Source organism: Streptomyces sp. NPDC059398 (genome assembly GCF_042751845.1).
Taxonomy (GTDB): domain Bacteria; phylum Actinomycetota; class Actinomycetes; order Streptomycetales; family Streptomycetaceae; genus Streptomyces.
This window is the reverse complement of sequence record NZ_JBHYWP010000009.1, coordinates 90,398-105,330: the sequence shown is the minus strand read 5'-3', so window position 1 is coordinate 105,330 and position 14,933 is coordinate 90,398. Positions and strand designations below refer to the sequence as shown.

Here is a 14,933-nt window from a genome sequence, read left to right as displayed (position 1 = left end):
CACCATGGGTTTCCCCCTTTACCGGTGGGTTGTGCGGTGGCCCCCCCCCCCCAGTTGTGGGGGCCCCCCGGGCGCCCCCCCCCTCGTCTCGGACCTGGGCGGAGCGTCACACATGTCCTGGGTGGTCACCGCGTATCTGCTCGCCGAGACGGTCTCGACGGTCCTGGTCGGCAAGTTCGGTGACCTCTTCGGGCGGAAGCGGGTCTTCCAGATTTCGGCGATCGTCTTCATCACCGGCTCGTTCCTCTGCGGCCTGGCGACGGACATGCTGCTGCTGATCGCCTGGCGCGCGGTCCAGGGCATCGGCGCGGGCGGGCTGATGGTCACCTCGATGGCGCTGATCGCGGACGTCATCCCTCTGCGCGACCGGGGCAAGTACCAGGGCGCGATCGGGGCGGTCTTCGGGGTCTCCACCGTGATCGGCCCGCTGCTCGGCGGGGTGTTCACGGATCATCTGACCTGGCGCTGGGCGTTCTACGTCAATGTCCCGATCGCCGTCCTTGTGGTGATCGCGGCCGCCCGCAACATCCCCTCCGTCAGATCCGCCGGCCGGCCGGTCATCGACTATCCGGGCATCACCCTCGTCACGGTCGGGGCGAGCGCGCTGATCCTGGCCACCAGCTGGGGCGGCAACCAGTACGCCTGGGGCTCCGGCACCATCATCGGCCTGTTCGCGCTGGGGCTCGTCGCCCTCGCGCTGTTCTGCGCGGCCGAGACCCGCGCGGCCGAACCGATGCTGCCCATGCGGCTGTTCTCCAACCCGGTGTTCGCGGTCTGCTCCATTCTCAGCTTCATCGTGGGCTTCGCGATGCTCGGCGCGATGACCTTCCTGCCGACCTATCTGCAGTACGTCGACGGGGACTCGGCCACGATCTCCGGTGTACGGACGCTGCCGATGGTCATCGGGCTGCTCATCGCCTCCGTGTTCAGCGGGAACGTCGTCAGCAAGACGGGCAACTACCGGATCTTCCCCATCGCGGGAGCGCTGGTGATGGCGGCGGGGCTGTTCCTGATGTCGCGGATGGGTCCGCACTCGGGCGTGTGGCGCGAGTCGCTGTACATGTTCGTGCTCGGCCTCGGTATCGGTCTCTGCATGCAGGTGCTGACCATCGCGGTGCAGAACACCGTCGACTACTCCGACCTGGGCACCGCGACCTCCGGTGTGACGTTCTTCCGTACGCTCGGCAGCGCCTTCGGCACCGCGGTGTTCGGCACCATCTACGCCAACACCCTGAAGCCCAGGCTCGGTTCGGCCATCGGGCAGGCCGCGGCGGTCTCCGGCACCGCCCCGGCGAAGGTCGCACGGGCGGCCCAGGACCCGAAGTCGCTGCACCGGCTCCCCGGCGCCACGGCGGAGCCGGTCATCCAGGCGTACGCGCACACCATCCACACCGTCTTCCTGTGGACCGTGCCGGTCGCGCTCATCGGGTTCGTCGTGGCGCTCTTCCTGAAGCAGGTGCGGCTCCGCGACTCGGCCCGTGCCGGTTCGACCGACATGGGTGAGGGCTTCGCCGCTCCCGCGTCCGGGGACCCGGCGAAGATGCTGGAGTTCTCCGTCGCGAAGATCCTGCACAGCCAGACCCAGGATGCCGCCCGCCGGATCGTCGCGGAGTCCGACACCCGGCTCGATGTGGCGGGCGCCTGGGCCGTGATGCAGGTCGAGCTGCTCACCCGGCTGGTCGGGCACGCCGGTATCGGTCTGACCGCCGCCCGGTACCGGATCCCGCCCGAGGTGCTGGTGCCGGTCTTCGACCGGATGGTCGACGAGGGCTATCTGACCCGGGACGGCAGCCTCTTCTCACACACCGATGCGGGCTTCCGGGAGGCGCAGATCATCACGGCGGCGTGGGCGCAGTGGCTGAACAGCCGGCTGGAGGCGGACACCGGCAGACGGAGCAGCGCCGAGCTGCGGGCGGCGGCGGACGCCATCGCCAAGCGGCTGCTCGCCGAGGACCTGGCCACCGGCCTGCCACCGGCCCGCGGGACAGCCACCGCCACGCACTGACCCGGCCCCCGGGCGCCGGGCCCCCGGATACCGGCCCCCGCAGGGGATCCGCCCGGTGAAAGGCGGCGGTGCCGGGGGCTCGGGATCCGGATGCCGGGCGTTCTTTCATAATGGTGTGCGGAGCCCGCACACCAGCGGCCCCGGAGAACCACGGCGCCCCGGCCCGCCCGCCGGATCAGCGGTGCCCACCCTGGAGGAAGGCCCATGAGCGAGGAGCGCCCGGAACGGCGCCCGGCCGGCGAGCTGGAAGCGAGTGTGCTCGCCGTGCTGTGGGCGGCCGGGACGCCGCTGACCCCCGCCGATGTGCAGCGCGCCCTGGGCGACGGGCTCGCCAGGACCACCGTGACGACGATCCTGAGCCGGCTGCACGACAAGGAGTGGGTCACCAGGACCCGCGAGGGCCGCGGCTTCGCCTACACCCCGACCGAGGACTCGCCCGGTCTGACCGCCCGCCGGATGCACTCCGAACTGGAGAAGGAGCAGGACCGCTCCACGGTGCTCGCCCGGTTCGTCTCGCGGCTGAGCTCCGATGACGAGCGTCTGCTGCGCGAACTGCTGGAGAGCGAGGGCAAGTGATCTACGCGGTGTGGGTGCCCCTCCTCGTGCCCCTGGCCGTGGCGCCCGCCGCCCGGTGGCTCGCCGAGCTGCTGGCGCCCCGGCAGGCCGTCCGGCTGCTGACGGCGGCGGCGCTCGCGCTCGGCGGCTGCTCGGCCGCGGCCCTGGGGCTGCTCGTCCTGGCGGGTCTGCTGCGGCTGCCGCCGGTCGCCGCACTCGGCCGGCTGATCCGCCCGGTGAGCGGCGACGGGCCGCTCACCGCCGTCGCGGCCGTGGCAGCAGCCGTCGCGCTCGCCGTCTGCGCCACCGCCCTCGTACGGACCGTGCTGCGGCAGCGCGCCGAGCTGCACGAGGCCCGGCGGGCGGTCGGGCCCGGCGCCGGACTGGCCGTGGTGCGCGACACCGCCCCTGACGCGTACGCGCTGCCCGGCCGACCCGGCCGGATCGTCGTCACCACCGGCATGCTGCGGGCCCTGACACCGGCCGAGCGCGAGGCGCTGTTCGCGCACGAGCGCGCCCACCTCGCGGGCCGCCACCACCTCTTCGTCGCGGCAGCCGAGCTGGCCGCGCTCTGCCACCCGGCGCTGCGCGGGCTGCGGGCGCCCCTCGGTTACGCCCTGGAGCGCTGCGCCGACGAGTCGGCCGCCCGCGCCGTCGGCGACCGCTCTCTCGCGGCCCGCGCCATCGGCCGCGCGGCGCTGGCCGCCCACCGGACTCCCGTGGCGCGCCCCCGCTCCGTACTCGCCGCCACGGCCGGGCCTGTCCCGCGCCGGGTCGCCGCGCTGCTGGGCCACCGTCCGGCCGGAGCGCGGCACCACAGGTGGCAGGGGCGGGCCGCCCGGGTGGTCGCCGGAGGGCTGCTGGTGTGTCTCTCGCTGTCGGCGGCCGGTGCGCTCGACGCCGCGACAGATCTGCACGGCGGCATCGAGGCGGCCCAGGCCGGGGCCGGACACCGCTGACCCGTGGGGGCGGCGCACCGGGCTCCCCGAGGCCGGTGCGTTGCTGAAAGACCTGCTCAACACCCCTGTCTGTGCGGGCCGACCGACGATTACCATCCGCACATGTTGACGAACTGGGCGGGGAACATCGCCTTCACGGCACAGCACATCGACCGGCCCGCCACCCTGGACGAGCTCCGCACGCTCGTCGCCTCCTCCGCCCGGGTGCGCGTCCTGGGCAGCGGTCACTCGTTCAACACCCTCGCGGACACCGACGGCACCCTGGTCTCGGTGGCCGGGCTGCCCCCGGAGATCGAGGTGGACCGGGCCGCCTCGACCGTCCGGGTCGCGGCGGGCGTACGGTACGCCGAGCTGGCCCGCGCCGTACACGCACACGGACTCGCCCTGCCCAACATGGCGTCCCTGCCGCACATCTCCGTCGCCGGCTCGGTGGCCACCGGCACCCATGGGTCCGGGGTCGCCATCGGCGGGCTGGCGTGCGCGGTCAGGGAGCTGGAGCTGGTCACCGCCGACGGTGAGCTGCTGACGATCGGCCGCGACCGGGACGGTGAGCGCTTCGCGGGTTCCGTGGTCTCGCTGGGCGCGCTCGGCGCCGTCACCTCGCTCACGCTGGACCTGGTACCGGGTTTCGAGCTGGCCCAGCAGGTCCGCACCGGGCTGCCGCTCCCGGTCCTCGACGAGCACTTCGACGCGGTGATGTCGGCGGCGTACAGCGTCAGTCTCTTCACCGACTGGCGCGGCCCGCGCTTCGGCCAGGTGTGGCTCAAGTACGCCCCGGACCGTGCGCCCGCGTTCCCTTGGGCACCCGAGGCACCGGGCCCGCTGCATCCCGTTGCGGGTATGCCGCCCGTCCACTGCACCCGGCAGCAGGGGGTGCCCGGGCCGTGGCACGAGCGGCTGCCGCACTTCCGGGCGGAGTTCACCCCGAGTTCGGGCGAGGAGATCCAGTCGGAGTATCTGGTGGACCGGCGTCACGGGCTCGCCGCGCTGCACGCCGTCGCCGCGGTGCGCGACACGATCGCCCCGCTGCTGCAGGTCTGCGAGGTGCGGACGGTGGCCGCCGACGACCTGTGGCTGAGTCCGGCCCACGGCCGCGACACGGTCGGGCTGCACTTCACCTGGGTCAGGGACACCGCGGCCGTACTGCCGGTGCTCGGGCTGCTCGAAGAGCGTCTTGAGCCGTTCGCCGCGCGTCCGCACTGGGGGAAGCTGTCCACCGTGCCGGCCGGGCGGCTGCCCGCGCTGTACCCGAGACTGGCGGACTTCCGCGCCCTGGTGCGGGAGACCGATCCGCGGGGCAAGTTCACCAATGCCTTCCTCGAACCGGTACTCGAAGCCGTATGAGGGGCGAACGCACGCCGGGAGCGGGGGCGTTGGCCCCCGCCCCGTCCGGGAAGCCCAAGAGCGAGGAGATCCCGCACCGATGAGCACCCCGCACGTGAACACCCCCTACGTGAAGACCCCGCACGCGAACACCCCGTACTACGAAGACGTGTCCCCCGGCAGCGGCGCCCTCCCGGCGCGCGCCAGGTACGCGGAGTCCGACGCCATGACCCTTTCGCTGAACGGAAGGTGGCGCTTCCGGCTCTCCCCGACCGCCGACGCCGCCGACGCCTCCTTCGCCTCGCCGGAGTACGACGCGAGCGGCTGGGACGAGGTGGCGGTCCCCGGCCACTGGGTCCTCCAGGGGCACGGCGCACCGGTCTACACCAACCACCTGTACCCCTTCCCGGTCGACCCGCCCCGGGTGCCGACCGGCAATCCGACCGGTGACCATCTGTACACCTTCGGCCTGCCCGCACGGTGGCCGTCGTCCGGTGACGCCGTGCTGCGGTTCGACGGGGTCGAGTCGTGCGCCCGGGTCTGGCTGAACGGCGAGGAGCTGGGCGAGTTCAAGGGCAGCAGGCTGCCCCACGAGTTCGCCGTCGGCGCGCTGCTGCGGCCCGGGGGCAATGTCCTCGCGGTCCGCGTCCACCAGTGGTCGTCCGGGTCGTATCTGGAGGACCAGGACCAGTGGTGGCTGCCGGGCATCTTCCGCGACGTCACCCTGCTGCACCGTCCGGAGGGCGCCGCCGGTGACTTCTTCGTGCACGCCGGTTACGACCATCTCACCGGCCGGGGCACCCTGCGGGTGGACAGCGCGGTGCCGGGCCGGGTGACCGTACCGGAGCTGGGGGTCGGCCTCGCGGCGGGTGACGAGGTGTCGGTACCGGTCGAGCCGTGGACCGCCGAAACCCCGAGGCTGTACGAAGGTGAACTGGCCACGGCGGGTGAGCGGGTGGCGCTGCGGATCGGCTTCCGTACGGTCCGGGTCCAGGACGGCGTCATCGAGGTCAACGGGCGGCGGATCCTCTTCCGCGGGGTGAACCGCCACGAGTTCCACCCGGACACCGGCCGGACCCTGGACCTGGAGACCATGCGGGCCGATGTGACGCTGATGAAACAGCACAACATCAACGCCGTACGCACCAGCCACTACCCGCCCCACCCGGACTTCCTCGGCCTCTGCGACGAGCTGGGCCTCTGGGTCGTCGACGAGTGCGATCTGGAGACCCATGGCTTCACCGAGCAGGAGTGGCGGGACAATCCGGTCGACGACGAGCGCTGGACCCCTGCGCTGCTCGACCGGGCGGCCCGCATGGTGGAGCGCGACAAGAACCACCCCTCGGTCGTCGTCTGGTCGCTCGGCAACGAGTGCGGGACCGGACGCGGTCTCACCGCCATGGCCCGCTGGATCCGGGACCGCGACCCGGACCGGCTCATCCACTACGAGGGCGATCCGTCGTGCGCGGACACCGACATGTACTCGCGGATGTACGCCTCGCACGCCGAGGTGGCGGCCATCGGCCGCGGCGAGGACGGCGGGCCGCAGGAGCGGCGCCAACTCCCCTTCGTTCTCTGCGAGTACGGGCATGCCATGGGCAACGGTCCCGGCGGCCTCACCGAGTACCAGCAGCTCTTCGACGCGTACGGCCGCAACCAGGGCGGTTTCGTCTGGGAGTGGATCGACCACGGTCTGACCCACCCGGTGCTCGGCTACGCCTACGGCGGTGACTACGGCGAGGAGCTGCACGATGCCAACTTCGTCTGCGACGGGCTGCTCTTCCCGGACCGCACCCCCTCCCCCGGCCTCATCGAGTACAAGAAGGTCATCGAGCCGGTGACCATCGACGGGGGCGGAGCCGCCGGGACGGTACGGATCGCCAACCGCTACGACTTCACCGATCTGTCGCATCTCGTCTTCGCCTGGTCGTACGAGGCGGCGGGCGAGGCCCTGAGCGGGGGCGTGCTCGACGTACCGCCGCTGGCGCCCGGGGAGCGGGCCGATGTGCCGCTCCCGGCCCCGCCGGACTCCGGGCGGGACGCCGAGAGCCACTGGACGGTGCGGGCCCTGCTCGCCGACGGCACCGGCCACGAGGTGGCCTGGGCGCAGCTGCCCGCCGCACCTGGCCGGCCGGCTCCGGCCGTACCGGAGACCAGCGCTCCGCGCCGCGCCGGGGAACTGGTCACCCTCGGCCCCGCCTCCTTCGACGCCCGCACCGGGGAGCTGCGGCGGATCGGGCACACCGCTCTGCGGGACCTGCGGCTGGACGTCTGGCGTGCCCCGACGGACAACGACAACGGCACCGACCCGGTGACCGGCGCCCGCTACGGGCAGCTCTGGCGCGAGCTGGGGCTGCACCGGATGCAGCACCGGCTGGACGCCGTGGAGCTGTCCGGCGCCGCGCTGACGGTACGGACCAGGGTGGCGCCCGCGGCGCGGGGCACCGGCCTGGTGACCGTGTACCGCTGGACCAGTGACGGGACCCGGCTGCGGCTCACGGTGTCCGTCACGCCCGAGGGCGAGTGGACGGTGCCGCTCCCCCGGCTCGGCCTCCGCTTCGCGCTCCCGGACGGGGCCGGACCGGTCACCTGGTTCGGCGGCGGTCCCGGCGAGGCGTATCCCGACACCCGCGCGGCCTCGCGGCTCGGCCGCTGGGAGTCCTCGGTGGACGACCTGTGGACGCCGTACGTCCGCCCGCAGGAGAACGGCGCCAGGCCCGGCGTCCGGTGGGCGGCGCTCGGCGGTCTGCGGGTGGCGGGCGACCCGGAGTTCTGGTTCACGGCGCGCCGCTGGACCAGCGAGCAGCTGGACGCGGCGGAACACCGCACGGAGCTGCCCCCGCCCGGCCGGGAGGTCTGGGTGAACCTCGACCACGCCCAGCACGGCATCGGTTCGCAGTCCTGCGGGCCGGGGGTGCTGCCGGAGCACCAGCTCCGCGCGCGGCCCGCTACGTTCGGGTTCGTCTTCACCACGGAGCCGACGGACCCGGCGGACTCGACGGACCCGGCTGGCCCGGCGGACCCGACTGGCCCGGCTGGAACCACTGATTCGGCGGACTGAGCGCGTGGCTGAGCCCGCGGCCGGTTGCGACGGCCGCGGTCAGCCCGTGCGCGGTCAGCCCGTGGTCAGCCCGGCCGCAGCGGCGACGAGCGCGTCGAGCAGCGGCCGGAACAGCGGGTGGTGCTCGGCGCCGCTGCGTACGGCGGCGAACACCCGGCGGGTCGCGGCGGGGCCCTCCACGGGGCGGACCACGGTGTCCTTCAGCTCCATCCCGCGCAGCGCGGAGCGGGGCACCAGGGCCACTCCGGCGCCCGCACCGGCCAGCGCGACTACGGCTCTGAAGTCGTCCGACGAGTGCATGAGGCGGGGCTGGAACCCGGCGCGTTCGCAGGCCAGAAGCACCACGTCATGGCAGGGGTTGCCCGGATAGGGGCCGATCCACTCGCTGTCGGCCAGCTCGGCCAGGGTCACATGGGGCCCCTGGCCGAGCGGGTCGCCCGCGGGCAGTACGGCGTCGAACGGCTCGGCGTACAGGGGAACCCTGGCCAGCCTGCGGTCGTCCTCGCGGGGCGCACCGCGGTACTCGACGGCCAGTGCGAGATCGGCCTCCCCGTCCAGGACCAGGGTGAGGCTCTCGTCGCCCTCGGAGTCGCGGACCCGGACCCGGATGCCGGGGCTGTGCCCGGCCAGGTCCCGGACGGCCGGGGCGAGCACTTCGGCGATCCCGGTCGCGAAGGCGGCGACCGTGACCTCGCCGGACGCGCCGCCCGCGTAGGCCGCCAGTTCGGCCTCGGCGCGTTCCAGCTGGGCGAGGACCGCGTGGGCGTGGGTGAGCAGGATCTCACCGGCGGCGGTCAGACGTACCCCGCGGCCGCTGCGGGTGAGCAGCGCGTGCCCGGTCTCCTGCTCCAGCGCGGCGAGCTGCTGGGAGACGGCGGACGGGGTCAGATAGAGCGCTGCGGCCGCGGCGGTCACCGTACGGTGGTCCGCCACGGCCCGCAGAATGCGCAGGCGGCGGGGGTCGATCACCCTGCCATTGTCGCCCGTGCGTCGATGAACGCCGCCACGGCCCGCTCGACGTCGGCGGTGGAGTGCGCGGCCGAGAGCTGCACCCGGATGCGGGCCTTGCCCATCGGGACCACCGGGTAGGAGAAGCCGATCACATAGACGCCGCGCTCCAGGAGCAGCTCGGCCATCCGGCCAGCCTCCGCCGCGTCACCGATCATCACGGGGGCGATGGCGTGGTCGCCGGGCAGGATCTCGAAGCCCGCCTCGGTCATCCTCGTACGGAACAGCCGGGTGTTGGCGTCCAGGCGCTCCCGCAGCTCACCGGCGGACTCGATCAGGTCGAGGACCTTCAGCGAGGCGGCGGCGATCACCGGGGCCAGCGAGTTCGAGAAGAGGTACGGGCGGGAGCGCTGGCGCAGCAGGGCGACGATCTCGGCGCGGGCGGCGACATAACCGCCGGAGGCCCCGCCGAGCGCCTTGCCGAGGGTGCCGGTGATGATGTCGATCCGGTCCATCACCCCGTGCAGCTCGGGGGTGCCGCGGCCGCCCGCGCCGACGAAGCCGACGGCGTGCGAGTCGTCGACCATGACCATCGCCTCGTAGCGGTCGGCCAGATCGCAGATCTCGGCGAGCGGGGCGACGTACCCGTCCATCGAGAACACGCCGTCGGTCACGATGAGCCGGCGGCGTGCCCCGGCATCGGCCGCCGCCTTGAGCTGCTGCTCCAGGTCGGCGAGGTCGCGGTTGGCGTAGCGGAAGCGGCGGGCCTTGGAGAGGCGGATGCCGTCGATGATGGAAGCGTGGTTGAGGGCGTCGGAGATCACCGCGTCCTCGGGACCGAGCAGCGTCTCGAAGACTCCGCCGTTGGCGTCGAAGCAGGACGAGTAGAGGATCGTGTCCTCCTGGCCGAGGAAGGCCGAGAGGCGCTGTTCCAGCTGCTTGTGAACGTCCTGGGTGCCGCAGATGAAGCGTACGGACGCCATGCCGTAACCCCAGCGGTCCAGTGCGTCCTTGGCGGCGGCGACCACATCGGGGTGGTCGGCGAGGCCCAGGTAGTTGTTGGCGCAGAAGTTCAGCACCTCGCCGGACGCGACGCCGACGGCCGCGCTCTGCGGGGTGGTGATGACGCGCTCGGGCTTGAAGAGACCGGCTTCGGTGATCTCGTCGAGGGTGGCGCGCAGACCGTCGCGGACGGACTCGTACATCAGGGTGCTCCTCGTGGTGTTCGGGTCAGGAGGTTCTGGTCAGGCCGTCCAGTCGAGAATGATCTTGCCGCAGTTGCCGCCGGCCGCTTCGTCGAATGCCGCGTCGAAGTCCTGGTAGGCGTACTTGCCGGTGATCACCGGGGAGAGGTCGAGCCCGCCTTCGAGCAGCACCGTCATGGCGTACCAGGTCTCGAACATCTCCCGGCCGTAGATGCCCTTGACCGTGATCATCGAGGTGACGATCTTCGCCCAGTCGACCGCGAACTCCTCGGCGGGCAGCCCCAGCATCGCGATACGGCCGCCGTGCGTCATGTTGTCCACCATGTCGCGCATGGCCTCGGGCCGCCCGGACATCTCCAGGCCGATGTCGAAGCCCTCCCGCAGGCCCAGGCTGTGCTGCGCGTCGGCGATGCCGCTCTCGGCGACATTGAGCGCGAGGGTCGCCCCGGCCTTGCGGGCCAGGTCCAGGCGGTAGGGGCTGACATCGGTGATCACGACGTTGCGCGCACCGGCGTGCTTCGCCACGGCCGCCGCCATGATGCCGATCGGGCCCGCGCCGGTGATCAGCACGTCCTCACCCACCAGCGGGAAGGAGAGCGCGGTGTGGACCGCGTTGCCGAACGGGTCGAAGATCGCGGCGACATCGAGGTCGACCTTGGTGCGGTGCACCCAGACGTTGGACGCGGGGAGCACCACGTACTCGGCGAACGCGCCGTCGCGCCCCACGCCGAGGCCCACCGTGGAGCGGCACAGGTGCCGGCGGCCCGCGAGACAGTTGCGGCACTTGCCGCAGACGAGGTGGCCCTCGCCACTGACCAGGTCGCCGACGGCGATGTCGGAGACATCGGCGCCGACTTCGGCGACCTCACCGACGAACTCGTGGCCCAGGACCAGCGGTGTCGTGACGGCCTGCTGCGCCCAGCCGTCCCAGGAGCGGATGTGGAGGTCCGTACCGCAGATACCGGTACGCGCCACCTTGATCAGCACATCGCCGGGGCCGGGCTCGGGCTCGGGTACGTCCAGGAGCCAGAGGCCGGGCTCGGCATGCTGCTTGACAAGGGCCTTCATCGCGGCGGCTCCAGGCGTGACGGTGATGTGCGGTGGTCTGGGCACCAATCTGCCGAGCCGCGGCCTGCCAAGTCCATCGAGGATTTCTTAAGCGGGCCCACAGCGGAGCTTCACACGGCGCCCGGCGGTTCGCGGCCCGTCCGCTCGCCGCTGCCCCTGTCCCACCCTCCGCGCCGCTTCGCAGGACACACGGACTGCGCCGGGAATCACACGGCGCCCGGCCGGTGCGCGCGTATCGGGTGAAAGTTCAGTGGAGGTCAATTGCCTCCGGGTAAAGCGGAAGTGACGGTTCATCATGCCTCTTCCGCTGAGCTCAAGGCGCCCTCATCCTGGACCCATGCGAATCACTCTACGCGCGTTGCGCACTCGTGCTGCTGCCGTCGGCGTCGCCACCGCGATCGTCGTCACGCCTACCGTGTTCCTCGCGACCGAAGCCCACGCGTCCGTGAGCGGAACCATCTGTTACGGCGCCCTCCCCTCCCAGGCGCACGACACACTGGACCTCATCAAGACCAACGGCCCGTTCCCGTACTCCCAGGACGGGGTCGTCTTCCAGAACCGGGAAGGCGTCCTGCCGTCGCAGTCCACCGGCTACTACCACGAGTACACGGTGAAGACACCGGGCAGCTCGACCCGTGGGGCCCGCCGCATCATCACCGGCGAGAAGAGCGCCGAGGACTACTACACGGCCGACCACTACGTCACGTTCAAGCAGGTCGACTTCGGCTGCTGACCCCCGCGGCGGACGTCCCGCGCACCCCGCCGGACCGCCGGATCACTCCTCCGTGTCCCCGTCCACGTACACCCAGGCACCCTCGTACCGCTCGAACCTGCTGTGCTCGCGCAGTTCGCCGGGCTCTCCCCGGACGGTGCAGTGGGCGCGGAAGGTGACCGTGCCGGTGGTGTGGAAGGCGGTGCCCCCGGTGGCCGCCAGGATCTCCAGGCGCTGCCACCGCTGCCCCGCGTCGAAGTCGACGCGGGGCGGCCTCGTCCCCGGGTGCCAGCTGCGCAGCAGATACGCGGCGTCCTCGACGGCGAACGCGCTGAACCGGGACCGCATCAGCGCCTCGGCCGTGGGGGCGGCGGACTGCCCGCTGTGGAAGCGGCCGCAGCACTCGCCGTACGGGGCGGGCAGACCGCAGGGGCAGGGTGCATCCGCGGCCGGCCGGCTCCGCGGCGACCGCTGGATGCGCTGGGGCGGCTGCGGCCTCTGCGAGCGGGGGGTACGTCGGGACATACCCTGCATTCTGCCCGCAGCCGGCACCCGGCGGCGCCGGGGCTCCGTGTACCCGGCTCGTCGGCGACTCCTCCGTGAGTCCCCTGGGCGCGGCGAGTCCCCGGGGCCTTCGACACGGCGCCCTGTTCACGCATCCCCCCCGGGGAGTCGTACCGCGGCCGTCCCCACATCCCCGTACCGGCACGCTCCCGTACCGGGTGGATAACCGCTTGCCGAGGAGCAGGGCGGTGACTAGGTTCACCGGGCCCGTCGAACCGCCCGCCCCGCCCTGGAGTTGCCGTGTCCGTCCGTATCACTCCGCTGTCCGATCCGGCGAGTGGCCCGTCGAACCGCCGCCTGGTCTGGCTGGCGTCCGACGCGGACGGCAACCCCGTCGGCTCGTTGTTCCTGCGGCTGTTCACCAGGCCCGGCCAGGACCATCTCGCCGAGCTGGAACTCCAGGTGCACCCGGCCGAGCGGCGCAGGGGCACCGGGTCGCGGCTGCTCGAAACGGCGGTGGACGCCGTACGCGATGACGGCCGCAGCACCGTCATCGCCCAGGCGGCAGCCGGTTCCGACGGCGCGGTCTTCCTCGCGGGCCGGGGCTTCCGCCGGGTCCTTGGCCTCACCTACGCACGGCTCCCGCTCGCCGGCGCGAACCTCCCCGCCCTGGCGGGCATCGTGGCGCAGGACCGGCCCGGCTACCATTTGCTGTCCTGGGCCGGGACGGTCCCGGGCGAGCTGGCCGACACGTTCGCGGCGGCGCACCGCGCGATGGACGACATGCCGATGGGCGAGACGGACTACGGCACCGTGGTCTGGGACGCGGACCGCGTCCGGGAGGCCGCCGCTGTCGTACGCGAGCGGGGCGATCTGCTGTACACGGTGGCGGTGCTGGACGAGTCGGACGGCACGATCGCCGGATTCAGCGAACTGGTCGTCCCGGGCAGCGGGACGGGCGACGCCCAGCACTACGGCACCGGCGTCCTGCCCGAGCACCGGGGGCGCGGACTGGCGTACTGGATGAAGGCCGAGGCGATCCGCCGCACCCGCGAACGCCACCCGGGGCTCGGCGCGCTGCTCACCGACACCGCCGACGACAATCCGGCCATGCGGGCCGTCAACGACGCCCTGGGCTATCTGCCGACGCACCGGACGGCCGAGTACCAGCTCGACCTGGGCCGGAGCGGGGGCGGCGACCGTACCGCCGACCCTTCGGGGGAGCGGCGTAGCCTGCTGATCATGTTCGTACTGGAATTGACCTACACCGGCCCCATCGAGCGCGTGGACGCACTCCTCGACCAGCATGTCGCCTGGCTGGACGCCGCGTACGCCTCGGGCGTCTTCATCGCGTCGGGGCGGAAGAACCCGCGGGACGGCGGGATCATCCTCGCCGTGGGAGCGGACCGTGCGTCGGTGGAGAAGCTCACCGCGGAGGACCCGTTCGTGACCGGGGGTGTCTGCACCTACCGGATCACCGAGTTCATCGCGACGAAGACCGCACCGGAACTCGCCGCTTTCCGGCAGCAGTTGTAGAGCCCGGACCGGTCAGGCGGGAGGGCGGCCTCCCTCGCCGCCCGGAGCCGGCCGCTGTGCGGTCCTGGCTCCGGGCGGAGGAGCGCGCCGCCCCCGTCCCCACGGTGCGGCGCAGGCGGTCCGCCGTCATCCGCTCGGCGACGGCCGCCAGTCTTCGGGACCCGGAGTCCTCAGCCCCCGGGCCTCCTTGTGTGCATCAGACCGGGCTCGCGGGGTCGGGCACCTTCGGGATCTCCCGGTCCGCGGAGCCCGCCGGCCCCAGCGCCGGGAGCACCGCACCCTCGATGAAGCGGACGAGGTACTCGGCATCACCGTAGTGGCCCGTCAGCATCGGCCGGATCCGCATCGCCCCCATGAGCTGGGGTGCGACGAACTCAAGGGCGGGGTTGTCCGCCGCGACCTCGCCCCTGGTCACCGCGCGGGCGACCATCGCGTCGATCGCCGCAGCGGCCGGCTCGACGAGCCCTTCGCGCAGCGCCTCCAGGAGCTCCGGGTTCTGCAGGGCCGCGTGGCTGAGCGCGTGCATCAGCGGGGTGTCACGACCCGAATGCGCCCCCAGCAACCGCGCGGCCTCCCGCAGGTCCCCGGCGAGCGTGCCGGTGTCGATGCTGGTGAGGTTTCCGCCACGGGTGCCGCGGAGCGCGCAGGCCACCAGCTGCGGCTTGCTCCCCCACTGCCGGTAGAGCGTGGACTTCCCGCAGCGCGACCGGGATGCGACGCCCTCCATCGTCAGCGCGTCGTAGCCACCCTCGCGGAGCAGTTCCAGCACCGCCTCGAAGAACTCCTGCTCACGCTCCGGTGTGATCTTGGAGCGCGAGGACGGTGTCGCGGAGTCCTGGGGCGGCATGAGCTCTCCCTCTCGGTGTGACGAGCAGCATCGGTCCTTCAGCGTACCGATACGCCAGTGTACCGATACGCTGGTGTACCGATACGTCTCCGTATCGGTACACTGTCGTTTCGGTACACTGTCGTTTCGATGAGTGTGATCCGGGTCCACCGGATCCCGCATCGGTTGCCGCTACGCGGTTCCGGTACGCGGTCCGGTGACGCAGTCCAG

11 protein-coding genes and 2 pseudogenes are annotated in these 14,933 nt (G+C 72.4%); 8 read left to right on the top strand and 5 right to left on the bottom strand.

The window, feature by feature from the left end; genetic code table 11:
* Positions 1–76 precede the first annotated feature (76 nt).
* The 5 genes and pseudogenes from ACFXBC_RS05820 to ACFXBC_RS05800 form a co-directional block, all read left to right on the top strand.
* A pseudogene (locus ACFXBC_RS05820) lies at positions 77–2,005 on the top strand (MDR family MFS transporter); the annotation flags it as partial.
* Between the two features lie 204 nt (positions 2,006–2,209).
* Positions 2,210–2,581: a BlaI/MecI/CopY family transcriptional regulator gene (locus ACFXBC_RS05815; protein WP_385019082.1), complete on the top strand. Its 372-nt coding sequence runs from the start codon at positions 2,210–2,212 to the stop codon at positions 2,579–2,581.
* Positions 2,578–3,519, top strand: a complete 942-nt coding sequence (locus tag ACFXBC_RS05810) for a M56 family metallopeptidase (RefSeq protein ID WP_385019080.1) — start codon at positions 2,578–2,580, stop codon at positions 3,517–3,519. Before ACFXBC_RS05815 ends, ACFXBC_RS05810 begins: the two co-directional genes overlap by 4 nt.
* 102 nt (positions 3,520–3,621) lie before the next feature.
* The gene (locus tag ACFXBC_RS05805; RefSeq protein ID WP_385019078.1) at positions 3,622–4,863 is read left to right on the top strand and encodes an FAD-binding protein; all 1,242 of its coding nucleotides are present in this window, start codon (positions 3,622–3,624) and stop codon (positions 4,861–4,863) included.
* Between the two features lie 79 nt (positions 4,864–4,942).
* A complete protein-coding gene (locus ACFXBC_RS05800; protein ID WP_385019076.1) occupies positions 4,943–7,903 on the top strand; it encodes a glycoside hydrolase family 2 TIM barrel-domain containing protein in 2,961 nt (986 codons plus the stop codon).
* A gap of 54 nt (positions 7,904–7,957) precedes the next feature.
* Here ACFXBC_RS05800 and ACFXBC_RS05795 read toward each other — a convergent pair whose 3' ends face one another.
* The 3 genes from ACFXBC_RS05795 to tdh are packed head-to-tail and all read right to left on the bottom strand — an operon-like array spanning position 7,958 to position 11,124.
* On the bottom strand, positions 7,958–8,872 hold the full coding sequence (locus ACFXBC_RS05795) for a LysR family transcriptional regulator (protein WP_385019074.1): 915 nt from the start codon (positions 8,870–8,872) through the stop codon (positions 7,958–7,960).
* Positions 8,869–10,056: a glycine C-acetyltransferase gene (locus tag ACFXBC_RS05790; RefSeq protein ID WP_385019072.1), complete on the bottom strand. Its 1,188-nt coding sequence runs from the start codon at positions 10,054–10,056 to the stop codon at positions 8,869–8,871. The genes ACFXBC_RS05795 and ACFXBC_RS05790 overlap by 4 nt, the downstream gene beginning before the upstream one ends.
* A 39-nt stretch (positions 10,057–10,095) precedes the next feature.
* Entirely contained in the window at positions 10,096–11,124 is a 1,029-nt protein-coding gene (tdh, locus tag ACFXBC_RS05785) for an L-threonine 3-dehydrogenase (RefSeq protein WP_385019070.1), read from the bottom strand.
* 337 nt (positions 11,125–11,461) lie between these two features.
* Here tdh and ACFXBC_RS05780 point away from each other — a divergent pair, with 337 nt between their 5' ends.
* Complete coding sequence (locus tag ACFXBC_RS05780; protein WP_385019068.1) at positions 11,462–11,857, top strand: ribonuclease domain-containing protein; 396 nt, start codon at positions 11,462–11,464, stop codon at positions 11,855–11,857.
* A gap of 42 nt (positions 11,858–11,899) precedes the next feature.
* Here ACFXBC_RS05780 and ACFXBC_RS05775 read toward each other — a convergent pair whose 3' ends face one another.
* Positions 11,900–12,361 carry a YchJ family protein gene (locus tag ACFXBC_RS05775; RefSeq protein ID WP_385019066.1) on the bottom strand — a complete coding sequence of 154 codons (462 nt, stop codon included), beginning with the start codon at positions 12,359–12,361 and terminating at the stop codon, positions 11,900–11,902.
* 279 nt (positions 12,362–12,640) lie between these two features.
* Between ACFXBC_RS05775 and ACFXBC_RS05770 the strand changes: the two are divergent.
* A pseudogene (locus ACFXBC_RS05770) lies at positions 12,641–13,465 on the top strand (GNAT family N-acetyltransferase); the annotation flags it as partial.
* A 117-nt stretch (positions 13,466–13,582) separates the two neighbouring features.
* The gene (locus tag ACFXBC_RS05765; RefSeq protein ID WP_385019100.1) at positions 13,583–13,876 is read left to right on the top strand and encodes a YciI family protein; all 294 of its coding nucleotides are present in this window, start codon (positions 13,583–13,585) and stop codon (positions 13,874–13,876) included.
* A gap of 196 nt (positions 13,877–14,072) precedes the next feature.
* On the opposite strand, the gene ACFXBC_RS05760 is transcribed toward ACFXBC_RS05765, so the two are convergent.
* Positions 14,073–14,723 carry a TetR/AcrR family transcriptional regulator gene (locus ACFXBC_RS05760; protein WP_385019064.1) on the bottom strand — a complete coding sequence of 217 codons (651 nt, stop codon included), beginning with the start codon at positions 14,721–14,723 and terminating at the stop codon, positions 14,073–14,075.
* Between the last annotated feature and the right edge of the window lie 210 nt (positions 14,724–14,933).